The sequence below is a fragment of the Streptomyces sp. ISL-96 genome (assembly GCF_018614035.1).
Taxonomy (GTDB): Bacteria; Actinomycetota; Actinomycetes; order Streptomycetales; family Streptomycetaceae; genus Streptomyces.
Genome location: NZ_JAGGPA010000038.1, coordinates 1 through 23,843, shown reverse-complemented (window position 1 = coordinate 23,843; position 23,843 = coordinate 1). Strand labels below are relative to the sequence as shown.

Below are 23,843 nucleotides of genomic sequence, written 5' to 3'. Positions count from 1 at the left end.
CCGAAAGCGGCACTGAAACACCCCTCCGAGGAGCTCTCCATGATCAAGGGACTTGCCATTTCCACCGTCTGGGTCCTGGACCAGGACCGGGCCAAGGAGTTCTACACCGAGAAGCTCGGACTCGAAGTCCGTACGGACATGACCATCGGCGAGGGCGGGATGCGCTGGCTGACCGTCGGGGCGAAGGACCAGCCCGACGTCGTGCTGACGCTCATGACTCCGGGGCCGCCCGCGATGGATCCCGAGTCCGCCGACGCGATCAAGAAGCTCGTATCCAAGGGAGTGCTGGGGGCCGGTGTCCTTGCCACGGACGACGTCCACGGGGACTACGAGACGCTCAAGGCGCGCGGGGTCGAGTTCCTGCAGGCGCCGCAGGAGCGTCCGTACGGCACAGAGGCGATCTTCCGGGACGACTCCGGGAACTGGTTCTCGTTCACCCAGGCCCGGCAGGGCGACCTGGACATGGAGAAGGACTGGGCCTGCTAGGTCCGTGACCGTGACCGCCACCCGGCGTCGGGCAGCTCCGGCAGCTGCACGATCGGCAAGCTGCCCGTGGTGGTCGGCGCGTGTTCCGGCAGCCACAGCACCGCGATCGCGCCGCCGTCCTGGTGCGCGTTACGGAAGGTGAGGCGCGCCCCGAGGACGCGGGCCTGGCCGACGGCGATCGTCAGGCCCAGGCCGTGCCCGCGGCCGGCCCGGTCGCTGCTGCCCGTACGGAACCGGCTCGGCCCCTCCTTCAGCAGCGCCTCGGGGAACCCGGGCCCGTGGTCCCGTACGCGTACGACCCGGCCCTCGACGGTGACCTCGAACGGCGCCTTGCCGTGCTTGGCGGCGTTGCCCAGCAGATTGCCGAGGATGCGTTCCAGGCGGCGCGGGTCGGTGTTCACCCATGACTCGTGCACCACGCGCACCACCGCGTCCGGGTCGACGAGCGCGACCCGGCGGCTGACGAACTCGCCGAGCGCGATCTCCTGAAGCTCGGCCCGCTCCGCCGCGCTGTCGAGCCGTGCGACCTCCAGCACGTCCTCGACGAGCGTCCGCATCGCCTGGGCCCGGTCGCGTACGAGCTCGGTGGGGCGGCCGGGCGGCAGCAGTTCGGCCGCCGTGAGCAGGCCGGTGACGGGGGTGCGCAGTTCGTGGGCGATGTCCGCGGTGACGCGGCGCTCCGCTTCCAGCCGCTCCTGGAGCGCGTCCGTCATGGCGTCGACGGCGCGCGCGAGCTCGTCGGTCTCGTCGCGTACGAGGCCCCCGATGGCATCCCGTACGCGAACTTCCGTATTGCCCTGCGCGACCTTTCCGGCGGCGGTGGCCGCCTTGCGCAGGCGGCGCGAGAGCTGCCCGCCGATCAGCACCCCGAGCGCGCAGCCGCCGAAGACGACCGAGACCGAGCCGATGACCAGGGCGCGGTCGAGTTCGTCCATGATCGTGACACTGCGGTCGGTGAACCGGGTGTGCAGGGACAGGACGTCACCGTTGCCGAGAGGGGCGGCGGCCCATACGTCGGGCACACCGTTGTGGCGCTCCGTGACATAGGTCGCGCGGCGGCCGTTCGCCATGCTCGCCTTGAGCTCTTCGGGCAGGGCCGGGTCGTTGAGCTTGGTACCGAACCTGGGCTCGCGCGAGGACTCGTACCAGCGGTGGGCGAACTCCAGGCGCTCCACCTGTACGTCGCGGGCGTTGTCCAGCATCGAGACGCGGGCCGAGTTGTGCACGACAAGGCTGAGCGCGATGGCGATGAGCGCGCCGACCGCGGCGATGGCGATGCTGATCTTCCAGCGGACGCCGGTGCGCAGTGCGAGGCGCATGGTGCTCAGGCCTTCAACTTGTAGCCGAAGCCCCGGACCGTCTCGATGCGGTCCTGGCCGATCTTGGTCCGCAGGCGCTGCACATGGACGTCCACGACCCGTGTGTCCCCGCCCCACCCGTAGTCCCAGACCCGCTCCAGCAGCTTGTCGCGCGACAGCACCGTGCCCGGCGCGGACGAGAACTCCAGCAGTAGCCGCATCTCCGTCGGCGTCAGCCCGACCGGCACGCCGCCCTTGCGGACCTCCATGCCCTCGGTGTCGACCTCCAGGTCACCGAAGACGAGCAGCCCGCCGTCCGGCCCCGCGCCGTCGTCGTACGTCCCGCCCGCCGCCCGGCCCGCATGCCCGAAGCGGCGCAGCACCGCCCGGATACGGGCCACGAGCACCGCACCGTCGAAAGGCTTCGTCACATAGTCGTCGGCCCCCGCCTCCAGGCCCAGTACGACGTCGATCGAGTCGGCCCGCGCCGACAGCATGATCACCGGCACCGTCGACTCGTCCCTGATACGCCGGCACAGGCTCACCCCGTCCAGGCCGGGCACCATCACATCGAGCAGCGCGATGTCCGGCTGGTCGCGGCGGAAGGCCTCAAGACCGGAAAGCCCGTCGGGCATGGCGGTGACCACGAAGCCGTCGCGCTCCAGCGCCAGCTGTGTTGCCTCGCGGATGACGTCATCGTCCTCCACGAACAGGACATGGGTCTCGGCCATCCTCTGCTCTCTGTCCTCTCAGCTCTTCGAGTTCTCTCAGTTGCCCGACGGGGCGGGCGGGTCCTGCTCTGATCCGTCCCCGTCCCCGCCGACCGCACGGCTGAAGTCGTTGTGCACCTGGTCGTGCACGGTGAACTTGTTCCCCACCCAGCGGTACGTGATCACTTCTTCGCCGGACGGATACGCCATGGGATCGTTCTCCCCGTAGACCGGCTTCGTCAGCACCAGGTCCCCGCGGTCGATCTCCGCGTACACCGCGGGCGCCTCTGCGGCGAAGACGTTCTCGTACGCGCCCCCGTCCTCCCGGTACACGTACGTCCCGATGCCCACGGCGTCCCCGCACGTCATCACATTGACCACGACGTCATTGGCCGGCCCGCCGGTCAGCTTCCCGTACGACGCGTCGACCGGGTACTCGTCCTTGACGCACGGCTTCAGGTCCCGCTTCACCGTGTCGCTGACCTTCGGATCGCCGCGGAGCAGCGCGACCGGGTTCACCAGCTTCGTGGCCGGAGGCGGCGACTCGCCCGCCGAAGGAGTCGCTCTGGCGACCGGATCCGTACGCGCCGGACCCGCGTCCCGCGCGCCCGTCCCCCCGGCGTTGCACGCCACCACGAACAGGCCGACGGCGGCGACGCCGGCCGCCGCCGTGCCACCCGCCGCCACTGAGAACCTGCCGCCCCTGCCTAGGCCGCGCAACGCTCCATCCCCCGTTCGTCACCCTGCTCCGCACGCTCCAGGGCGTACGCGTCCAGTTCGCGGCTCTCCAGCTCCTGCCGGAGACGGGCCAGCGCCCGGTGCAGCGTGCTCTTGACCGTACCCGCCGACATGCCGAGCGCTGCGGCCGTCTCCTCGGTGCTCATCTGCTCCCAGTGTCGCAGCACGACTACGCTGCGCTGCTTGGGTGCCAGTACGCCGAGAATGTCCATCAGCAGCGCACGGTCCGCACGCTGCTCGCTGCCGTCCTCGACGCTCGCGTCCGGCAGCTGCTCGGTCGGGACCTCTTCGAGCTTGCGGGCACGCCACCACTCGGTCCGCGTGTTGATCATGACGCGGCGCAGATAGGCGTCGGCCAGGGACTTGTCCGCTATGCCGTCCCAGCGGCCGTACGTACGCACCAGCGCGGTCTGGAGAAGGTCCTGGGCGTCCACCGGATCGGGGACCAGACGCCTGGCGCTCCGCAGCAGGGCATCCTGCCGAGTGCGTACGTACTCTTCAAATTCGAGCACCTCGCCGTGTGCCATGTCAGAACCGCCTCCGTCCACTGGCAAGCAGACCCCGTGACCTGCTTGCTTACGGCGATGACGCTACGGAGGCGTTGTCACGGCACTGTGCGGGTCAGCCGTCGGCAAACGCACGGCTGTCCATCGGTTGTGTAACGGAGTTGTGGCCGGGCTGTGCACATCCCAGCTCGCCCCGGCTCATCCCACAGGCAGCCGGTAGACGCCGTTCTCCAAAGGCTCCACGAGTCCGTCGGCGACCAGCCCGTCCAGCGCCCGCGCCCGCTGCACCGGCTCGTGCCACACCGCGTCGAGCGCCGCCTGCGGCACCGGATCGACCGCGTCCCTGAGGACGGCGAGGAGTTTGCCCCGCACCTGGCGGTCCGTACCGGCGTACGTCTGACCGCGCCGCGGCGCCCCCACATGCGCCGGCTTGCCCGCCAGCCGCCACGCGCACTGCTCCGAGACCGGGCAGCGCCCGCAGTCCGGGCTCTTCGCGGTGCACACGAGCGCGCCGAGCTCCATGGAGGCGGCCGCCCAGCGGGCCGCCCGCGCCTCGTCGCCGGGGAGGAGGGAGCGGGCGAGCCTGCGCTCGGCGGCGGTGGTGGCGTTCGGCGGGTACTGGATGCCGGTGACCGTACGGGCGAAGACACGCCGGACGTTCGTGTCGAGGACCGGGTGCCGCTGGCCGAACGCGAAGGAGGCGACGGCCGCGGCCGTGTACTCGCCGATCCCGGGCAGGGCCAGGAGCTGGCCGTGGTCGCTCGGTACTTCGCCGTTGTGCCGGTCCCTTATCGCTACGGCCGCGCCGTGCAGCCGCAGCGCGCGGCGCGGATAGCCGAGCCTGCCCCAGGCGCGGACCGCCTCACCGGGGGCGTCGGCGGCCAGGTCGGCGGGGCGCGGCCAGCGCTGCATCCACTGCTCGTACACCGGCAGGACCCGGCTCACCGGCGTCTGCTGGAGCATGAACTCGCTGACCATCACGGCCCAGGCGCCCGCTTCGGGGCGGCGCCAGGGGAGGTCGCGGGCGTTCGCGTCGAACCACGCGATGACGGGGGAGTGGAGGGCCGCGGTGGCGGCGGCGTCGGTCGCGTTCGTGGTGATCTCGCTTGTCGCAGTCATGGCACCACCGATCCTGACATGTTTCTGCGCGGGGCCGGACGAGGCTCGGCCGCTGCCACCGCACGCGAGGCGAACTCTTCGTATCGGCAGACCACTTCAGAATCAGCTTCCGGGACGGCTGCCCGGCCGTCACATGCGGCGATCGCCAGGCGCCGGACCCGACGAAAGACAGGGGCGGGCAGCGGCGGTGCGAAATGATGATCGTGCGAAAGTTGGGGGCTGAGGCGGCGGGTGGGGCAGGAGTTGGCCACGATCTCTCGTACAGTTTGCGCCGTGGGATCTATGCGCAATCCAGTCGGGCCGCTTCCCTCCTCCATTTACTGGCGCCGGAGGGCAGTCGCGCTGTCCCTGCTGGTGCTGCTCGCACTGGTGATCCTATGGATCGTCATGTCCGCGGGCGGCAGTGGCGACAAGAACGACGGCGCCCACAGCGGCGCCACGCCCGCGCCGTCCACCATTACCCCCGGACCGGACTCGTCGGGCCCCGCCATCACCGAGGACCCGGGCGGCCGGGGCGACCCGCGCGGCACGGACAGCGGCGGCGCCGACAACGGCGGCAGCGGCAGCAGCGACGGTGGTGACGGCGACGGCGGCGGCGGTGGCGAGGACGGCGGCGGCGCCGGTACGGACGCGGGCAGCGGCGGTGCCGGCGCCAGTGACGGCGCCACAGGCAGCGGCGGCGCGGGTGACGGCGGCGGCGACGGTTCCGGCGAAGACGGCGGCGCCGGAGCGGGCGGCGGCAGCGGCTTCGGCGGGGGCGGTGGCGGCGGTGGTCAGCGCGTACCGGCCGGCTCCAGCCTCCCCGACTGCAACGCGTCCACGGTGGAGTTGTCGCTGCGCAGCGTCAAGAACGAGTACGAGCCCGGTGAGAAGCCCAAGTTCGAGCTGATCGCGGAGAACCTGTCGGGCGCCGCCTGCAAGGTCGACTTCGGACCGAAGGCCGCCGTACTCACGATCACCGACGACGACAACAAGACGGTGTGGTCCTCGAAGGACTGCCCGCGGGCCCCCGGCAGCATGCTGCTCCGCGTCCCCGCGCACAGCACCATCAAGCACACCGTCGAGTGGGACCTCAAGCGGAGCGAGCCGAAGTGCGAGACGCCGTCCGAGGCGTCTGTCGGCGACGGTACCTACCTGCTGGAGATGCCGGGCGCGAAGTCCCCGGCGGCGTTCACCCTCAAGAAGGACTAGCGAAGAAGGGTGGGCGCCGGTCCTGCGGACCGGCGTGCTGCCCTCAGACGTACCGTTCCAGGATCGACGACTCCGCCAGCCGGGACAGCCCCTCGCGCACCGACCGTGCCCGCGCCTCGCCGACGCCGTCGACCGTCTGCAGGTCGTCGACGCTCGCGGCGAGCAGCTTCTGCAGGCCGCCGAAGTGCTCGACGAGCCGCTCGATGATCGCGCCGGGCAGTCGCGGCACCTTGGCCAGCAGCCGGTAGCCACGCGGCGAGACCGCCGCGTCCAGCGTCTCGGGCGACCCGCTGTACCCCAGCGCCCGTGCCACCACGGGCAGTTCGAGCAGCTCGGAGTGGGGCAGCGCGTCCAGCTCGGTCAGCGCTTCGTCGACCGTGCGGGAACGCTTCGCCGTCGGCTCGGGCACGTAGTCCCGTACGACCAGCTCGCGCTCCGGCTCGACACCCGCGATCAACTCGTCGAGCTGGAGGGAGAGAAGGCGTCCGTCGGTGCCCAGCTCCACCACGTACTCGGCGATCTCGGTGGCGATGCGCCGCACCATCTCCAGGCGCTGCGCCACCGCCGTCACGTCCCGGACCGTGACCAGGTCCTCGATCTCCAGCGCGGACAGCGTGCCCGCGACCTCGTCGAGGCGGAGCTTGTAGCGCTCCAGGGTGGCCAGGGCCTGGTTCGCGCGGGACAGGATCGTCGCCGACTCCTCCAGGACGCGGCGCTCCCCGTCGACGTACAGCGCGATCAGGCGCATCGACTGTGACACCGAGACGACCGGGAAGTTGCACTGCTTGGAGACGCGGTCCGCCGTACGGTGGCGGGTGCCGGTCTCCTCCGTCGGGATCGACGCGTCCGGTACGAGCTGGACGCCGGCCCGCAGGATCTTGGTGATGTCCTTGTCGAGGATCAGCGCGCCGTCGAGCTTGCACAGCTCGCGGAGTCGGGTCGCGGTGAATTCCACATCCAGCACGAATCCACCGGTACACATTGATTCGACCGTTTTGTCCATACCCAGGACAATCAGACCGCCGGTGTTGCCGCGGAGGATGCGCTCCAGGCCGTCGCGCAGTCCCTTGCCGGGCGCGACAGCGCTCAGCGAGGCGCGCATCAGCGCTTCGGTGCCCGAGCCTCCGCCGGACTTTCCGGATGCTGCTGCCCGGTCGATGGCTGCCACTGCACTCCTCCGGTCACACGGTTGCGGTGCCCTTGAGGCACTGAACTTCGCCTCGCGTACTCGTACGGATGGGCGAGACCAGGGCAAAGTCTACCGGCGCTGTTCCTCACCTTGTGGGGCCTGTGCACGAGAGCGCCGCGGAAGGACCCTGAGGGCGTCTCCCATGTCGGCGACTTCGATGACCTTCATGCCGGCCGGGACCTTCCCCGGGTCGCTCGGAACCAGGGCGTGCGTGAACCCGAGACGGTGCGCCTCGGCCAGCCTGCGCTGGACACCGGTGACCCGTCTGACCTCTCCCGCGAGGCCCACTTCGCCGATCGCGACGAGGTTCTTCGGCAGCGGGGTGTCACTGGCCGCGCTGGCGAGCGCGAGCGCGATGGCGAGGTCGGCGGCGGGCTCGGTGAGCTTCACGCCGCCCACCGTCGCGCTGTAGATGTCGCGCTTGCCGAGAGCGGTGATCCGGCCGCGCTGCTCCAGTACGGCGAGCATCATCGACACGCGCGAGGTCTCCAGGCCCGAGGTGGTGCGCCGGGGGGACGGAATCTGCGAGTCGACGGTCAGCGCCTGCACCTCCGCGACGAGCGGCCGGCGCCCTTCGAGCGTGACGGTCAGGCACGTCCCCGGCACGGCCTCGGCCCGCCGCGTGAGAAAGAGACCCGACGGGTCGGCAAGGCCGGTGATGCCTTCGTCGTGCAGCTCGAAGCAGCCGACCTCGTCGGTCGCGCCGTAACGGTTCTTGACTCCCCGTACGAGCCGCAGGCGCGCGTGCCGGTCGCCCTCGAAGGACAGCACGACGTCGACGAGGTGCTCCAGCAGGCGCGGCCCCGCGATGGCGCCGTCCTTGGTGACGTGCCCGACCAGGAGCGTCGACATGGCGCGCTCCTTGGAGGCCCGGATGAGCGCGCCCGCGACTTCCCGGACCTGGGCCATGCCGCCCGGCGCGCCGTCGATCTCGGGCGACGCGACGGTCTGGACCGAGTCGAGCACGAGAAGAGACGGCTTCACGGCGTCGAGGTGTCCGAGCACGGCGGACAGGTCGGTCTCGGCGGTGAGATAAAGATGATCGTTGAGCGCGCCGATCCGGTCGGCCCGCAGGCGCACCTGGCTGGCGGACTCCTCGGCGGTCACGTACAGCGTGCGGTGGTCCTCGCTGGCCGCCTTCGCGGCGACGTCCAGCAGCAGCGTCGACTTGCCGACACCGGGCTCGCCCGCGAGCAGCACGACGGCGCCCGGAACCAGACCGCCGCCGAGTACGCGGTCCAGCTCGTCGACGCCGGTGGAGCGGGCGGTGGCGGTGCGGCCGTCGACCTGGCCGATGGGGAGCGCGACGGTGCTCACCCGGCCGGCCGCTGTCGTCCTTACGGCGGGCGCGCCGGTTTCCTCGATCGTCCCCCAGGCCTGGCATTCGGGGCAGCGGCCGAGCCATTTGGCGGTCGTCCACCCGCATTCGGTGCAGCGGTAGGACGGCCGGTCCTTGGCGGATGAACGAGATGTACGGGCAGCCATGGTGGTGACCGTACAGGCAGGCTCTGACAGTCGTCGGCCACTCGTCCGCCACCCGTTCGCCGCAGCCGGAATCCACGATTCCTGTCCCCTTTTGAGGGAAGTGTTCACCCGTACGGGTTAAAAGTGCTCAAGGGGTACGAAGTGACGTGCCTTCTCTGCCTACGGTCGCCGGGTGACAAGCAGCAGGCTGGAGCCCCCTACGCACATCACCGGCGCACACCGGGCGCAAAGTCGTGCGCCCCGGCCCACGCTCGCGCAGGCCCCCCCGAGCTCACAGGCCCCACCGACACGGTACGAGCCGTATCTGGACGGCCTGTTCACCTACTGCCTGTCCGTGCTCTGCGACCACGACGCGGCAACGGCGGTCCTCGGTGACGTACTCGCCATCGCCGAGCGGCAGTACGGACGTTGCCCGTCCCGCGAGCCGGAGCGCAAAGCCTGGCTGTACGCGCTGGCGCGGTGGGCGTGCCTGCGCCGGGTCGCGGAGCAGAAGCGGCGAAGGCAGGGGGCGCACGGCGGCCACCGCGCCCACGCCCCCGACCCGGCAGGCGCCGCGGCCGTACCGGACGAGACGGCCGTACGCCGACAGCGCGAACTGGCACTCCTGGCGTGGCCCGAGGCGGCCGGCACCACCCCCGCGCAGCGCGAGTCGCTGGAGCTCGCGGTACGCCACGGGCTGGGCCCGCGCGAGGTCGCCGCCGTCCTGGGCATGGACTACCCCGCCGCCCGCGAACTTCTCGCCGCCGCGGCCTGCGAGGTGGAGCGGACCCGGGCCGCGCTCGCCGTAGTGGAGAGCGGCAGCTGCCCGACCGTCGCCCGGCTGACCGGCGACAACCAGGTGCTGCTCGGCGCGGCCCTGCGCCACGAGCTCGTACGGCATGTCGACGACTGCCCGCGCTGCCGGCGCTTCGCCGAGCGGTCCGGGGCCGGCGGGCCCTGGCCGGGTACGGTCGCGGCGCCGACCGCGCTGCCGGTGGTCGGGGCGCCGCGCGCGGCGGCGTACGCGGCGATGGCGAACGTCCCGCGGGCGCGCGCGGGTGCGCCCCGCTTCGGCCGCGACGGCTTCCCGCTGGACCCCAAGGACCACGCGGCCCGGCGCGACCGGCTGCGGACCAGGGCGGTCACGACGACGGTCGTCGCGACTGTCGTCGCAGCCCCGGTGTTCGCGCTCTGGGCGGCGTACCGGGGCGCACCGCTCACCGGCGAGAGCCACGGCGGCGCGTCGGTCACCGCGAGCGAGGCGGACGATCCGGAAGGCCTCGGCGGCGACCCGCACAACGGCCCGGGCGGCCCCGGCGGGCCGGCGTACGAGAACACGGGCAACGCCCGCACGACCCCCGACCCCCACTTCACGGAGGGCGGCCGGTCGCCGGACGTGTCGGTCGAGGTCGTCAGCGGCGGTACGTCGATGCCGGGCCGGCCCGGGGAGGCCGGGGCGGGGCGGCTGACGGTCGAGGCGAGATCCGCGGGCAGCACGACGGTCCTCACCCTGACCGCGACGGGCGACTCGCCGGTGTCCTGGTCGGCGTGGACGAACGCGCCCTGGCTCTACCTGAGCCAGACGTCGGGCACGCTCGAACCCGGCCGCTCGCTCACTCTGTACGTGTCCGTGGACCATGAGCGGGAGCCGGCCGGAGGGTGGCGCGCGCGTATCGGGGTGGACCCGGCCGGTGCGGTGATCGCTGTGCGGGGCCACGGCCGGACCACACCGTCCCCGCCGCGCCCGGACCCGCGCCCGTCGACGCCGCCGCCTCCGTCGCCGGACCCGACGCCGCCGCCCACCTCCCCGGACCCGCTCCCTACGGAGTCGACCCCGCCACCGTCCCCGGACCCGACGCCGACGGAGTCGACGCCACCCCCCTCCCCGGATCCGACCCCGACGGAAGCGACCTCACCGGCGCCGTAGAGGGGCCCTGGGGCTCCGCCCCAGACCCCGCTCCTCAAACGCCGGAGGGGCTGAGAGCTGCCGCAAGCGGCAGAATCCAGCCCGTCCGGCGTTTGAGGACACGCCCGGAGGGCGTCTGTGTCCCGCGCAGCGGCCCGCCCGCCCCAGCCTGCGCCCTATGCGGACGGCGCCGGATCCGCCGGATGCGGCGCCATCGGAAGCAGCGACGACAGTCGCTCCTCGCAAAGCTCCACCAGCCGGTCGTACGCCGGCTTCCCCATCAGCTCCGTCAGCTCCGGCCGATACGTCACGTACACCGGATCCCCCGCCCCATGCGCAGACGTCGCAGACGTGCACCACCAGTGCAGGTCATGACCCCCGGGACCCCAGCCCCGCCGGTCGTACTCGCCGATCGAGATCTGCAGGACGCGCGTGTCGTCGGGCCGGTCGATCCAGTCGTACGTACGCCGCACCGGCAGCTGCCAGCAGACATCCGGCTTGGTCTCCAGCGGCTCCTTGCCCTCCTTCAGCGCCAGGATGTGCAGCGAGCACCCCGCGCCGCCCGCGAACCCGGGCCGGTTCTGGAAGATGCAGGAGCCGTCCCAGCGGCGCGTCTGGCGTTCGCCGTCCTCGTCGGTCTGGGTCCAGCCCGACTCCGTACCGACGTCGTGGAACTGCCACACGTCAGGGGTGAGGCGAGCCACATGCCCCGCGACCCGTTTCTCATCGTCCTCGTCCGAAAAATGCGCGCCCAGCGTGCAGCAGCCGTCGTCGGCGCGCCCCGCCTGGATCCCCTGGCAACCGCTGCCGAAGATGCAGCTCCACCGTGACGTAAGCCACGTCAGGTCGCAGCGGAAGACCTGCTCGTCGTCGGCCGGGTCGGGGAACTCCACCCAGGCACGGGCGAAATCGAGCCCGCCCTTCTCGTCCTGGGCAGGAGGGAGCGGCGGAGTTGTCTTCGGCAGTTTCACGGCTTTGCCCGGCTTCGCCTTTTTCGTCTTCGACACGGGGCCAAGGGTAAGCGCGCCGCCGCAGTAGCGTTCCGCATATGAGACTCGGAGTCCTCGACGTGGGTTCGAACACGGTTCATCTACTGGTGGTCGACGCGCACCCCGGCGCCCGCCCCCTGCCCGCCCCCTGCCCGCCCACTCGCACAAGGCCGAGCTGCGCCTCGCCGAGCTCCTCGACGCGGACGGGGCCATCGGCGCCGAAGGCGTCGACCGCCTCGTGGCGACGATCAGCGACGCGCTCCAGGCCGCCGAGGACAAGGGCTGCGAGGACGTCCTCCCGTTCGCCACCTCCGCCGTGCGCGAGGCCACCAACGCCGACGACGTGCTGGCCCGCGTCAAGACCGAGACGGGCGTCGACCTCCAAGTCCTGAGCGGCGCGGAGGAGGCCCGGCTCACCTTCCTCGCCGCCCGCCGCTGGTTCGGCTGGTCGGCCGGCAAGCTCCTGGTCCTCGACATCGGCGGCGGCTCCCTGGAGATCGCGTACGGCATGGACGAGCAGCCCGACGCCGCCGTGTCGCTCCCCCTCGGCGCCGGCCGCCTCACCGCCGGCTGGCTGCCCGGCGACCCCCCTGACCCGCAGGACGTGAAGGCGCTGCGCCGTCACGTACGGGCCCAGATAGCCCGTACCGTCGGCGAATTCGCCCGCTTCGGCAGCCCCGACCACGTCGTCGCGACCTCCAAGACCTTCCGGCAGCTGGCCAGGATCGCGGGCGCGGCCCGCTCCGCCGAGGGGCTGTACGTACAACGTGAGCTCAGTCGCAAATCGCTGGAGGAGTGGGTGCCCAAGCTCGCCGCGATGCCGATAGCGCAGCGCGCCGGCCTCCCCGGAGTCTCCGACGGCCGCGCCGCGCAATTGCTGGCAGGAGCCCTGGTGGCGGAGGGTGCGATGGATCTCTTCGGCGTCGAGACGCTGGAGGTCTGCCCCTGGGCGCTGCGCGAAGGGGTCATCCTGCGCCGACTGGATCACCTGCCGACCGCCTGACGCCCACCCCCTACCGGCCCGTACGCTGTCCCTCGTGGCAGAACCAGTGGTGCGCATCCCTGATGCGAAGGTCGCGCTGTCCACGGCGTCGGTGTATCCGGAGTCGACGGCGACGGCCTTCGAGATCGCCGCACGCCTCGGCTACGACGGCGTCGAGGTCATGGTGTGGACGGACCCCGTCAGCCAGGACATCGAGGCCCTGCGCAGACTCTCCGACTACCACGGCGTCCCCGTCCTGGCCGTCCACGCACCCTGTCTGCTGATCACCCAGCGCGTGTGGACCACCGACCCGTGGACGAAGCTGCGGCGCGCACAGGCGGCTGCCGAGAAGCTCGGTGCTTCGGCCGTGGTCGTACACCCGCCCTTTCGCTGGCAGCGGCAGTACGCCCGGGATTTCGTGAACGGAATCTGGCGCATGGCGGACGAGACCGACGTCAGGTTCGCCGTCGAGAACATGTATCCGTGGCGCTACAAGGACCGCGAGATGCTGGCGTACGCCCCCGAGTGGGACGTCACCAAGGACGACTACCGGCACTTCACCGTCGACCTCTCCCACACCGCGACCGCCCGCACCGACACCATGGCCATGGTCGACCGGATGGGCGACCGGCTCGGGCACGTCCACCTGGCGGACGGCAAGGGGTCGGCGAAGGACGAGCACCTCGTCCCCGGGCGCGGAAACCAGCCGTGTGCCGAGCTCCTGGAGCGCCTCGCGCTCAGCGGCTTCGACGGCCATGTCGTCATCGAGGTCAATACGCGGCGGGCCATGTCGTCCGCCGAACGCGAGGCCGACCTCGCGGAGGCCCTCGCCTTCACCCGGCTGCACCTGGCGTCCCGGGTCTCGCAGCAGTGACCAGCAGCGACAGCGGTACGCCGGAGCCCGCCGCCGAGCCCCGCCGCCGAGGCCGCCCGCGCCGCTCGCCCCAGGACGCCGGCCCGGGCGCCCGCGAGCGCATCCTCCAGTCCGCCCGCGACGAATTCGCGGAGCGCGGCTACGACAAGACCTCCATGCGCGGCATCGCGAAGGCGGCGGGCGTTGACGCGGCGCTCGTCCACCACTACTTCGGTACGAAGGACGACGTCTTCGCGGCCGCCATCGAGATGTCCTTCGAGCCGGCGATGGCGGTCCCCGCGGTCCTCGGCCAGGGCGGCACGGAGGGCATCGGCGAGCGGCTGGCCCGCTATTTCATCGGCGTATGGGAGAACCCGGCGACCAGGGCTCCGCTGCTCGCGGTCGTACGGTCGGCGCTGACGAACGAGACGGCGGCGAAGGTTCTGCGTACGTTCGTGCTGCGCCGGCTGCTGGAGCGGGTGGCGGCCGAGCTCGACGTACCGGATCCGACATTCCGGGCGGAGCTCGCGGCCTCGCACATGGTCGGGATCGCGATTCTGCGCTACGTGATCAAGGCGGAGCCGCTGGCGTCGGCGGATCCCGAGCGGATCATCGAGATGGTGGCCCCGACGCTCCAGCGGTACCTGACGGAGGCGTGACGCGGTACCCCGCCAGGGTCGTGACCGAAGGCTGAGCGCGCCATCCCGCATATCGGACGACCTGTCCAGATCGTGGATCCGGGGCGTACGCTCGAAGCTACTCTCGTAAGTGAGCCTCGTACGTCCCATCTGCCTAAGGAGCGAGCGACGATGCCCGAGCTGAGGTCCCGCACAGTCACCCACGGCCGCAACATGGCGGGCGCGCGTGCCCTTATGCGGGCTTCGGGCGTAGCGAGCGCGGACATCGGCAAGCCGATCATCGCGGTCGCGAACTCCTTCACCGAGTTCGTTCCGGGGCACACGCACCTCGCCCCGGTCGGCCGGATCGTCTCCGACGCCATCCTGGCGGCGGGCGCCGTCCCCCGTGAGTTCAACACGATCGCCGTCGACGACGGCATCGCGATGGGCCACGGCGGAATGCTGTACTCCCTCCCGTCCCGCGACCTGATCGCGGACTCGGTCGAGTACATGGTCGAGGCGCACTGCGCGGACGCGCTGATCTGCATCTCGAACTGCGACAAGATCACGCCGGGCATGCTGATGGCCGCGCTGCGCCTCAACATCCCCACGATCTTCGTCTCCGGCGGCCCGATGGAGGCCGGAAAGGCCACGCTGGTCGACGGCACGGTCCGCAAGCTGGACCTGGTCGACGCGATCTCCGACGCCGTGAACGACAAGATCTCGGACGAGGACATCCTCCGTATCGAGGAAAACGCCTGTCCGACCTGCGGCTCCTGTTCCGGCATGTTCACCGCGAACTCCATGAACTGCCTGGCCGAGGCCATCGGCCTGGCCCTGCCCGGCAACGGCTCGGTCCTCGCCACGCACACCGCCCGCAAGGCGCTGTACGAGAACGCCGGCCGCACGATCGTCGAGATCACCAAGCGCCACTACGAGCAGGACGACCTCACCGTCCTCCCCCGCAACATCGCCACCCGCGCCGCCTTCGAGAACGCCATGGCGCTCGACATCGCGATGGGCGGCTCCACCAACACGATCCTGCACCTGCTGGCCGCCGCCCAGGAGGCGGAACTGGACTTCGGCCTCGACGACATGGACGAGGTCTCGCGCCGCGTCCCGTGCCTGGCCAAGGTCGCGCCGAACGTCGCCCCCGGCGGCACGTACTACATGGAGGACGTCCACCGGGCGGGCGGAATCCCCGCCATCCTCGGTGAGCTCTACCGCGGCGGCCTCCTCAACGAGGACGTGCACACCGTCCACTCCGCGACCCTCGCCGAGTGGCTGAAGACCTGGGACGTGCGCGGCGGCTCACCGTCCGACGAGGCCGTCGAGCTGTGGCACGCGGCGCCCGGCTGCGTCCGCTCCGCGACCGCCTTCTCGCAGTCCGAGCGCTGGGACACCCTGGACACGGACGCCGAGGGCGGCTGCATCCGCTCGGTCGAGCACGCGTACTCCAAGGACGGCGGTCTGGCCGTCCTCAAGGGCAACCTCGCCGTCGACGGCTGTGTCGTGAAGACCGCCGGTGTCGACGAGTCGATCTGGACCTTCGAGGGCCCCGCGGTCGTCTGCGAGTCGCAGGACGAGGCCGTCGACAAGATCCTCCGCAAGGAGATCAAGCCGGGCGACGTCGTCGTCATCCGATACGAGGGCCCGCGCGGCGGCCCCGGCATGCAGGAGATGCTCTACCCGACGTCCTTCCTGAAGGGCCGCGGCCTCGGCAAGACCTGCGCGCTCGTCACGGACGGCCGCTTCTCGGGCGGTACGTCGGGCCTGTCCATCGGCCACGCCTCCCCGGAGGCGGCGTCGGGCGGCACGATCGCGCTCGTGGAGGACGGCGACCGTATCCGCATCGACATCCCGAACCGTACGATCGAACTCCTCGTCGCGGACGAGGACTTGGCCGTCCGCCGCGAGGCCCTGGGCGGCGTCTACGCGCCGAAGAACCGCGAGCGCAAGGTCTCGCAGGCCCTGCGCGCGTACGCCGCGATGGCCACCAGCGCCGACAAGGGCGCGGTGCGGGACGTCTCGATGCTGGGCTGAGGCGCGCGCCTGCTCACCGCTTACCGCCCGCCTGCTCACCGCTCACCAGCGGCCGGGGTCCCGGGCATCCACGGCGAAGACCGACCCGTCGGGGGCAGTGGCGAAGACCTTGCCCGCGGCGGGGACGGGGGCGGGAAAGATGGTGGTGACCGTATCGGTCTCCTCACCCATGCGGGGCCTGGTCTGCCCCAGCAGCGTCCCGTCGGCGGCGTCCACCGCCAGCAGCCGCCCGTCCGCCGCCGTCAGATAGACGCGGTCCCCGCTCGCGACCGGCCGTGAGGCGCGGCTCACCGTTGTTTCGAGCCGCCACCGCTGGGCCTGCTGCGCGCTCCCAGCACTGCCGGTGTCGACGGCGACGAGGGAGCCCGAGCCGCCGAAGATGTACGCCGTGTCTCCGCGCACGGTGGCCTGCGCCTGATTGACCGGCGTGACGAGAGGGATGCGGCGGGCGGTGCGGTCCTTGATGCCGAGGCGGACGACCGCGCGCGTCTGCGTATCGGTGTCACTGGACAGCAGAAACAGAGCTTCGCCCGACGCGCCGACCGGGTTGAGCACCCCATTCAGCCGCTGCTCCCACAGCATGGTGCCGCTGTCTGGATCGACCGCGCGGACGGTGCTGGCCGTGCCGTCCGCAGACGGCGTAACCGCGAAGACGGGCCCTTCGGGGCGGCCGGGCGAGGCCATCCACAGCGTGCCGATCCCGCCGAGCGGCCGAGTCCAGCGAGTCTCCCCTGTGGTGTTGTTGACGGCCTTGACTGCTCCGTCGCCCGTGGCCACGAGAAGCACGGACTTCGCCGCGAGGAGGGCCACGGGCCGTCCGGAGAGGCCGATGCTCCAACGGCGCTTGCCGGACTTCGGATCGAGGGCTTCCAGGCGGTCCCCGCCGGGTGCGACGACATGCAGCAGCCCGCCGGAGAGCACGGGCGCACTCCCGTCCCAGACCGGCTGCGAGGTACTGGCCGACCTCTTCGACCAGCTGACGCTGCCGTCGGCAGGGCTCAGGCGGGAGGCCTGGATACCGGGGGCGTTGCAGTAGAGGGAGCTCCCCGCGTACGAGCAGACAGGCGCGATGCTCCCACCACCGCTCCCGCCCCGCAGCGAGACGCTCCAGGGCAGAGCACCCGCCCCCGCCCCCGTGCCGGACTGCTGCACGGCGGGAGCGGTCTCTGGGCGGCCGCCGCCGTCCGCCAGCGTGCGTACACCGAGGGCCCCACCCAGGACCAGGGAGCCCAGCGCCAAGGCGAGGACCACGCGCCGACGACCGCGCCCGCGAGCGGGGCACGGCACGGCGACCGAGCCGGATCCCGGCGTGGAACTGTCCGCCGTCTCCTCCGTCACGCCCTCCGCCCGGCCAGGGATCCGCTGTGCGGGTATGAAGGCGTGGGTGTCGTCCCCGGTCGGGTACGCGGCGGCCCGCAGTGCCGTCATCAGCGCGTCAGGCGTGGGCCGGTCGGCGGGATCCTTGGCGAGGCAGCGGGCGAACAGCGGGGCCAGACCGTCAGGAACGCCCGTCAGGTCCGGTTCCTCATGGACGACTTGGTACGCCACGATGTACGGGCTGTCGGAGTCGAAGGGCCCACTGCCGGTCGCCGCGTGGACCAGCACGGACCCCAGCGCGAACACATCCGCCGCGGGCCCGACCTCGCGCGGGCGCTGGAACTGCTCGGGCGCCATGAAGGGCGGCGTACCGATCAGCTTGCCCGTCTCCGTACGCAGATCACTGTCGGTCGGCCGGGATATGCCGAAGTCGATGACCTTGGGCCCGTCGGCGGCCAGCAGCACGTTGCTCGGCTTGAGATCCCGGTGCACCACGCCGACGCGGTGGATGTCGCGCAGCGACTCAGCCAGTCCCGCACCGAGCCTGAGCAGCTCCTCCGTACCCAGCGGGCCATTCCGCTTGACGCGTTCGGCGAGCGTGGGGCCCTCGACGTAAAGGGTGGCCATCCAGGGGCGTTCGGCATCCGTGTCCGCGTCGACGACGGGCGCGGTGAAGGCACCGCTCACGCGACGGGCGGCAGCGACCTCTTGCCGGAAACGTGCCCTGAACTCGGGATCCTGGGCAAAGTCGGCGTGCACCACCTTGACGGCGAGCCGCAACCCGGAAGCAGACGTGGCCAGATGGACCACACCCATGCCTCCCGAGCCCAGTACCGACTTGAGCCGATACTGCCCGGCATATTCCGGATGCTCCGCTTCCGGTCCCGTCCCGGTGCTGCGCAGCGGCGGCATCGTCCACCCCCGTGTGTTCGTCCGCAAGCGCGACGCACGGAGCCTAGTCGATGATGCGTGCGATGTCGGTGTGGCTTGCTAGCCTGCGCGGCGTACGAATACGAACATCCACGGGGGAGGGCCCAATGGCCATTGGAGACACCGAAGTGAACGCCGGAAGCGCCGACGAAGCGGTCTCCACGCTCGACGCGTCGGTGGTGCTGTACCCGGTCGCTCCCGGCTACCGCGTGAACGTACGCAGCGGTCCGGGCACCCAGTACCGGATCGTCAAGGTCCTGCCGTACGGCGCACGCGTCCCGATCAACTGTCAGAAGCCGGGCGAGACGGTCACGGGCCCGTACGGGACCACGAACCTCTGGGACAACATCGCCAACGGCCAGTTCGTCGCGGACGCCTACATCAACACCGGCAGTGACGGCTACGTAGCCCCGCGCTGCGCCTGACTTCCATCCCGCCCGCTCCGGGGATAATCGACCCTGTGAGCGATAACCCCGACGGCACCCCGACCGGCCCGCAGCCCGAGCCCATCCGTTTCTTCGGTACGACCTGGCTGAACCACGACAACGGCTACGGGCTGCGCCGGGCCGGCGTCGCCGTCGGCTCCCTGGCAGCGGCGGCGGCCGGATGCTTCGTCCTCCGTTTCGCCTACCAGGGCCTGGCGATCGCCGACGTCGGCGGCTTCGTCAGCATCCTGGTCATCGCCATGTTCGCGATCTGCAGCGCGATCGCCTTCCGCCGCACCTGGGCGGGCTACGCACGCCGCCCGGACCCCGACACCGAGGCGTCGCTGCGCAGCCTGAAAACCATCGGCTTCATCGGCTCGCTCCTCGCGTACTTCTTCCGCTCCCTCACCGAGGCGCCGGGCGAGAAGCTGCGCCGAACCGAGTACGAGACGGCCCTCACCCAGTACGAACGCCGCCGCCACTCCCGCACAGGCAACCCCGCAGCCCGCAAGAAGCCCCCCAAGCGACGCCGCCCGAATTGACCCCGCCAGTGGGAGGACCGGCCGGGCAGCGGAGCCTGTCCGGCGTGTGCGGGCCGGTCTCGGGCGGGGTCGGTCGCCCGTGCTTGCATGCAGCCGGTCTGGGCGGAGCCCAGCTACCCCGGCCCCTATTTCATCCCGTCCGGCGTTTGAGGACCGGGGTCTGGGGCGGAGCCCCGGTTACGGGAAGGGGTGGGTAGGGGAAAGCTCAGCCGGACACCCCACCCCTGACCCGCGAACCAACGCCGGCCCCACCGCGAGGTGCCACACTCGCAGCCGCACCACCCGCAACCGCACCACCCCCATCCGCACCACCAGATCGCATACCCTCCACTCCCTCCACCCCACTCCGCCCCGCCCACCCCTCCAACGCCGCCGCGCACGCATGGTCGACGTGTCGCAGACCGCCCAGGTCCAGCTGTACGGGGCGGTCGTCCGGCAGTGCCTCCAGCGCGCCCATCAGCTTCGGCAGCCGCAGGAACGTCGCATTCCCACGCACCCGCACCAGAAGCCCGTCCACCGCGCCCAGATCCTCCGTCTCCACATGCACCTGACTGGTGTCCCACGCGGTCTTGGCGACGGCGAGCAGCAACCCCACCAGCACCCCTTCGAAGAGGTTCGTCACCACGATCGCCCCGGCCGTAACAACCAGCACGACCACCTCGCCCCGATGCTCCCGCCACAGCGGCACCAACTCCCGTACGGGAATCAGCTTGCAGCCCGCGTGCACAAGAACCCCCGCCAGCGCCGCCACCGGAATCACCCCGAGCGCCGCCGGCACGGCGGCCGCGAAAACCAGCAGCCACACCCCGTGCAGCACCCGCGAGGCCTTCGTGCGCGCACCAGCCCGCACATTGGCGGCGCTGCGCACGATGACGGCGGTCATCGGCAGCGCCCCGAGCGCCCCGCAGACCGTGTTGCCCGCGCCCTGTGCGATCAGCTCCTTGTCGTAATCGGTACGCGGCCCATCGTGCAGCCGGTCGACGGCGGTCGCGCTGAACAGCGACTCGGCGGAGGCAATCAGCGCGAACGCCAGCACCGTCCCGACAACCCCGCCCCAGACCCCGACCCCACCCCCCACCAGCCGCGCGAATGAATCGGCCCCCGGCGGCTGCACCGCGTCCAGCAGCCCGTGCACCTCCACGCGCCGCACCGGCAGATCCAGCACCGCGGTCGCCACCGCCGCCAGCGCCACCGCCACGAGCGGCGCCGGCGCCACCCGGGCCGCAGCCCGCCACCGGGGCCACCCGACGAGCACCGCAATGGTCCCCACTCCCAACGCGGCAGCGGCGACCCCGGCCTCACCCAGCCCACCAACCAAGCCACCCAACCCAAGCACCTTGGCCACCCCACCCGCAGGCGCCTCCGCATCGGCCATGGCGTACACCTGCCCGGTCACCAGCACCAACCCGATCCCGGCGAGCATGCCCTGGACGACGGCGACGGAAATCGCCCGGAACCACCGCCCGAGCCTCAGCACCCCCATGGCCACCTGCAGCAGCCCGGCGGCCACCACCAGCACCCCGAGCGCGGCGACGCCGTACCGCTGAACGGCTTCGTACACGAGCACGGTGAGCCCGGCCGCCGGACCGCTGACGTGCAGGCTGCTGCCGGGGAGCGCTCCGGCGACGAGCCCGCCGACGATGCCGGTGATCAGGCCGAGCTCGGCCGGTACGCCGGAGGCGACGGCGATGCCCACGCACAGCGGCAGGGCGACGAGGAACACGACGAGAGAAGCGGTGAAGTCGGCTCGGCGCAACGACAGACCACGCACACGCAAGAGGAAACCTCCGTCTGGACGACGAACTCAATTGTCCGGTAACGGAGTTGGACATCCCAGGACTTTCCGGAACGCATCGGTGCCCATCGAAGCGCGAAGGAGGCGGACGCTCCGCTTCCGATCGCGCCGCTGCCCGCCTGCGCCGCCCCGCACCCCCGCACGCCGCCTCTGCCCCCTACCCGCGCCCCCGAACACCACGAGGCGAGGCCACCCCTCCCCTCGCGAGGCTCTTGACGCGCAGGCCCACCCGGAGGATATTCAACACATGATGAATTATTCCCCCGGACCCGCCGCCACGGCAGAGGGGGCCGCCGTGACCGCCCACGGCCTCACCGTCGTACGCGGCCCCCGCACCGTCCTCCGCGGCCTCGACTTCGCCGTACCCCGAGGCAGGATCACGGGCCTCCTGGGACCCTCCGGCTGCGGCAAGACAACCCTCATGCGAGCCATCGTCGGCACCCAGGCCAAGGTCACCGGCACACTGAAAGTCCTGGGCCACCCGGCAGGCGCAGCCGTCCTGCGTCCCCGCATCGGCTACGTGACCCAGGCCCCCTCCATCTACTCGGACCTGACCGTCCGCCAGAACCTGGACTACTTCGCGGCAGTCCTCCAGCCGGGCCGCAACCACCGCGAAGCCCGCCACGACGCCGTCACCCGGGCCATCGCGGACGTCGACCTCACCTCGCACGAAACGGCCCTGGCCGGCAACCTCTCCGGCGGTCAGAGCAGCCGCGTCTCCCTGGCCGTAGCACTCCTGTCCACGCCCGAACTCCTGGTCCTCGACGAACCGACCGTCGGCCTCGACCCCGTCCTGCGCCGCGACCTGTGGACCCTCTTCCACACCCTGGCGGACCGCGGAACCACCCTTCTCATCTCCTCCCACGTGATGGACGAGGCCGAGCGCTGCCACCGCCTGCTCCTCATGCGCGAAGGCGAGATCCTGGCCGAGGACACTCCCGACGCTCTCCGCGACCGCACCCACACCGCCACAGTCGAAGCGGCCTTCCTCCACCTGGTGGACGAGGCCAATTCCCGCCAGGAGACGCTCCGATGAACGCTTCCCGCACCCTCGCCACCGCAGCCCGAGTCCTGGCCCAGCTCCGCCACGACCGCCGCACGATCGCCCTGCTGCTCCTCATCCCGGTAGTGATGATCACGCTGCTGCGCTTCGTCTTCGACGCGTCACCGCAGACCTTCGACTCCATCGGGGCATCGCTCCTGGGCATCTTCCCGCTCATCACGATGTTCCTGGTGACGTCGATCGCCACACTGCGCGAACGCACCTCGGGCACCCTCGAACGCCTTCTCGCCATGCCCCTGGGCAAGGCCGACCTGATCGCGGGGTACGCCCTGGCCTTCGGCGCCCTGGCCGTAGTCCAATCAGCCGTAGCCACAGGGGTCTCCCTCTGGCTCCTGGGCCTCGATGTAGTCGGCTCCCCCTGGCTCCTGCTCCTGATCGCCCTGCTCGACGCACTACTCGGCACAGCGCTGGGCCTCTTCGTTTCCTCCTTCGCCGCGTCGGAATTCCAGGCGGTCCAGTTCATGCCGGCGGTGATCTTCCCGCAGCTGCTCCTGTGCGGCCTGTTCACCCCGCGCGACACGATGCAGCCGGCCCTGGAGGCGATCTCGAACGTGCTGCCCATGTCGTACGCCGTGGACGGCATGAACGAGGTCCTGCGCCACACGGACGTCACGGTCACCTTCGTCCGCGACGCCACGATCGTGGCGACCTGCGCCCTGCTGGTCCTCACCCTGGGAGCAGCCACCCTCCGCCGCCGCACAGCCTGAAGGATCCCAAGCTGCACCCCACCCCGGCAACGTCCCGCCCACCGGACACCGCACCCCCACCCCGCACCCCGGTGCGAGGATGTACCCGGACGCAAAGAACAAGAACGCACCCCATCACAGCCCCACCGGCGAGGTGAACCGCATGACCCAGACAGTCGCATTCCTCGGCACCGGAAAAATCGGCGAGGCCCTGCTCAGCGGAATGATCCGAGCCGGCTGGCGCCCCGCAGACCTCCTGGTAACCGCCCGCCGCCCGGAGCGAGCCGAAGAACTCCGCACCCGCTACGGCGTAGAGCCGGTGTCCAACGCCGAAGCCGCCAAGCGCGCCGACACCCTCATCCTCACGGTCAAGCCCCAGGACATGGGCAAGCTGCTCGACGAGCTCGCCCCCCACGTCCCGGCCGACCGCCTCGTGATCAGCGGCGCAGCGGGCATCCCCACGTCGTACTTCGAAGAGCGCCTCGCCCCCAACACCCCCGTCGTCCGCGTCATGACGAACACCCCCGCCCTCGTGGACGAGGCGATGTCCGTCATCTCGGCCGGCACCCACGCCACGGCCGAGCACCTCCTCCATACCGAGGAGATCTTCGGCGGCGTAGGCAAGACGCTTCGCGTCCCGGAGTCCCAGCAGGACGCGGCCACCGCCCTCTCCGGGTCCGGCCCGGCGTACTTCTACTACCTCGTCGAGGCGATGACCGACGCGGGCATCCTCCTCGGCCTGCCCCGAGCCCAGGCGCACGACCTGATCGTCCAGGCGGCGATTGGTGCGGCCGTGATGCTCCGGGACAGCGGCGAGCACCCGGTAAAGCTCCGCGAGGCAGTGACGTCCCCGGCCGGCACCACCATCAACGCGATCCGCGAGCTCGAAAACCACGGTGTACGAGCCGCCCTCATCGCCGCGCTGGAAGCGGCCCGCGACCGCAGTCGCGAACTCGCCTCAGGCAACGGCTAACCCCAATGCTGGTGATTTAGG

General features: G+C 71.2%; 21 protein-coding genes and 1 pseudogene. 12 read left to right on the top strand and 10 right to left on the bottom strand.

Annotation, left to right across the window (positions count from 1 at the left end):
- The first annotated feature begins 39 nt into the window (after positions 1–39).
- Positions 40–486, top strand: a complete 447-nt coding sequence (locus tag J7E96_RS23505; RefSeq protein ID WP_215133655.1) for a VOC family protein — start codon at positions 40–42, stop codon at positions 484–486.
- Here the strand turns inward: J7E96_RS23505 and cseC are convergent.
- From cseC to J7E96_RS23480, 5 genes are all read right to left on the bottom strand, one after another.
- A complete protein-coding gene (cseC, locus tag J7E96_RS23500; protein ID WP_215133654.1) occupies positions 483–1,805 on the bottom strand; it encodes a two-component system sensor histidine kinase CseC in 1,323 nt (440 codons plus the stop codon). The genes J7E96_RS23505 and cseC overlap by 4 nt on opposite strands.
- Before the next feature lie 5 nt (positions 1,806–1,810).
- A complete protein-coding gene (gene cseB / locus J7E96_RS23495) occupies positions 1,811–2,515 on the bottom strand; it encodes a two-component system response regulator CseB (RefSeq protein WP_214980618.1) in 705 nt (234 codons plus the stop codon).
- 36 nt (positions 2,516–2,551) lie between these two features.
- Positions 2,552–3,181: a hypothetical protein gene (locus J7E96_RS23490; RefSeq protein WP_308296099.1), complete on the bottom strand. Its 630-nt coding sequence runs from the start codon at positions 3,179–3,181 to the stop codon at positions 2,552–2,554.
- 20 nt (positions 3,182–3,201) lie between these two features.
- A complete protein-coding gene (locus tag J7E96_RS23485) occupies positions 3,202–3,759 on the bottom strand; it encodes a SigE family RNA polymerase sigma factor (RefSeq protein WP_215133652.1) in 558 nt (185 codons plus the stop codon).
- 177 nt (positions 3,760–3,936) lie between these two features.
- Positions 3,937–4,857: an A/G-specific adenine glycosylase gene (locus tag J7E96_RS23480; RefSeq protein ID WP_215133651.1), complete on the bottom strand. Its 921-nt coding sequence runs from the start codon at positions 4,855–4,857 to the stop codon at positions 3,937–3,939.
- Between the two features lie 282 nt (positions 4,858–5,139).
- On the opposite strand from J7E96_RS23480, the gene J7E96_RS23475 reads away from it, so the two are divergent.
- On the top strand, positions 5,140–6,048 hold the full coding sequence (locus J7E96_RS23475; RefSeq protein WP_251070315.1) for a hypothetical protein: 909 nt from the start codon (positions 5,140–5,142) through the stop codon (positions 6,046–6,048).
- A 43-nt stretch (positions 6,049–6,091) separates the two neighbouring features.
- Here the strand turns inward: J7E96_RS23475 and disA are convergent, their stop codons facing one another.
- Together disA and radA are read right to left on the bottom strand one after the other, a co-directional pair.
- The gene (disA, locus tag J7E96_RS23470) at positions 6,092–7,216 is read right to left on the bottom strand and encodes a DNA integrity scanning diadenylate cyclase DisA (protein ID WP_069927610.1); all 1,125 of its coding nucleotides are present in this window, start codon (positions 7,214–7,216) and stop codon (positions 6,092–6,094) included.
- A 90-nt stretch (positions 7,217–7,306) separates the two neighbouring features.
- Positions 7,307–8,722: a DNA repair protein RadA gene (gene radA, locus J7E96_RS23465; RefSeq protein ID WP_215133649.1), complete on the bottom strand. Its 1,416-nt coding sequence runs from the start codon at positions 8,720–8,722 to the stop codon at positions 7,307–7,309.
- A gap of 172 nt (positions 8,723–8,894) precedes the next feature.
- Between radA and J7E96_RS23460 the strand changes: the two genes are divergently transcribed.
- The gene (locus J7E96_RS23460) at positions 8,895–10,628 is read left to right on the top strand and encodes a sigma-70 family RNA polymerase sigma factor (protein ID WP_215133648.1); all 1,734 of its coding nucleotides are present in this window, start codon (positions 8,895–8,897) and stop codon (positions 10,626–10,628) included.
- 155 nt (positions 10,629–10,783) lie between these two features.
- On the opposite strand, the gene J7E96_RS23455 is transcribed toward J7E96_RS23460, so the two are convergent.
- Positions 10,784–11,614: a hypothetical protein gene (locus J7E96_RS23455; protein WP_215133647.1), complete on the bottom strand. Its 831-nt coding sequence runs from the start codon at positions 11,612–11,614 to the stop codon at positions 10,784–10,786.
- Between the two features lie 41 nt (positions 11,615–11,655).
- Between J7E96_RS23455 and J7E96_RS23450 the strand changes: the two are divergent.
- The 4 genes and pseudogenes from J7E96_RS23450 (at position 11,656) to ilvD (ending at position 16,091) form a co-directional block, all read left to right on the top strand.
- Positions 11,656–12,599, top strand: a pseudogene (locus J7E96_RS23450) (Ppx/GppA family phosphatase).
- 34 nt (positions 12,600–12,633) lie between these two features.
- Positions 12,634–13,452: a sugar phosphate isomerase/epimerase gene (locus J7E96_RS23445; protein WP_215133646.1), complete on the top strand. Its 819-nt coding sequence runs from the start codon at positions 12,634–12,636 to the stop codon at positions 13,450–13,452.
- Positions 13,449–14,090, top strand: coding sequence for a TetR family transcriptional regulator (locus J7E96_RS23440; RefSeq protein ID WP_215133645.1), 642 nt, complete (start codon positions 13,449–13,451; stop codon positions 14,088–14,090). The genes J7E96_RS23445 and J7E96_RS23440 overlap by 4 nt, the downstream gene beginning before the upstream one ends.
- A 150-nt stretch (positions 14,091–14,240) precedes the next feature.
- Positions 14,241–16,091 carry a dihydroxy-acid dehydratase gene (gene ilvD, locus J7E96_RS23435; protein ID WP_215133644.1) on the top strand — a complete coding sequence of 617 codons (1,851 nt, stop codon included), beginning with the start codon at positions 14,241–14,243 and terminating at the stop codon, positions 16,089–16,091.
- Positions 16,092–16,133: 42 nt separating this feature from the next.
- On the opposite strand, the gene J7E96_RS23430 is transcribed toward ilvD, so the two are convergent.
- Positions 16,134–18,320: a serine/threonine-protein kinase gene (locus J7E96_RS23430; RefSeq protein ID WP_215133721.1), complete on the bottom strand. Its 2,187-nt coding sequence runs from the start codon at positions 18,318–18,320 to the stop codon at positions 16,134–16,136.
- Between the two features lie 125 nt (positions 18,321–18,445).
- Between J7E96_RS23430 and J7E96_RS23425 the strand changes: the two genes are divergently transcribed.
- Both J7E96_RS23425 and J7E96_RS23420 read left to right on the top strand, forming a co-directional pair.
- Complete coding sequence (locus J7E96_RS23425) at positions 18,446–18,763, top strand: SH3 domain-containing protein (protein ID WP_215133643.1); 318 nt, start codon at positions 18,446–18,448, stop codon at positions 18,761–18,763.
- Between the two features lie 35 nt (positions 18,764–18,798).
- Positions 18,799–19,305 (top strand): hypothetical protein, encoded by a 507-nt coding sequence (locus tag J7E96_RS23420; protein ID WP_308296097.1) that lies wholly within the window; start codon positions 18,799–18,801, stop codon positions 19,303–19,305.
- A gap of 205 nt (positions 19,306–19,510) precedes the next feature.
- Here J7E96_RS23420 and J7E96_RS23415 read toward each other — a convergent pair whose 3' ends face one another.
- A complete protein-coding gene (locus J7E96_RS23415; protein ID WP_308296105.1) occupies positions 19,511–21,076 on the bottom strand; it encodes a SulP family inorganic anion transporter in 1,566 nt (521 codons plus the stop codon).
- A 271-nt stretch (positions 21,077–21,347) separates the two neighbouring features.
- Between J7E96_RS23415 and J7E96_RS23410 the strand changes: the two genes are divergently transcribed.
- The 3 genes from J7E96_RS23410 to proC all read left to right on the top strand — a co-directional run bounded on the left by J7E96_RS23410 (position 21,348) and on the right by proC (position 23,822).
- Entirely contained in the window at positions 21,348–22,136 is a 789-nt protein-coding gene (locus J7E96_RS23410) for an ABC transporter ATP-binding protein (protein WP_215133642.1), read from the top strand.
- Positions 22,133–22,870 (top strand): ABC transporter permease, encoded by a 738-nt coding sequence (locus tag J7E96_RS23405; protein WP_215133641.1) that lies wholly within the window; start codon positions 22,133–22,135, stop codon positions 22,868–22,870. The genes J7E96_RS23410 and J7E96_RS23405 overlap by 4 nt, the downstream gene beginning before the upstream one ends.
- A 142-nt stretch (positions 22,871–23,012) precedes the next feature.
- Positions 23,013–23,822, top strand: a complete 810-nt coding sequence (gene proC / locus J7E96_RS23400; protein ID WP_215133640.1) for a pyrroline-5-carboxylate reductase — start codon at positions 23,013–23,015, stop codon at positions 23,820–23,822.
- Positions 23,823–23,843 lie beyond the last annotated feature (21 nt).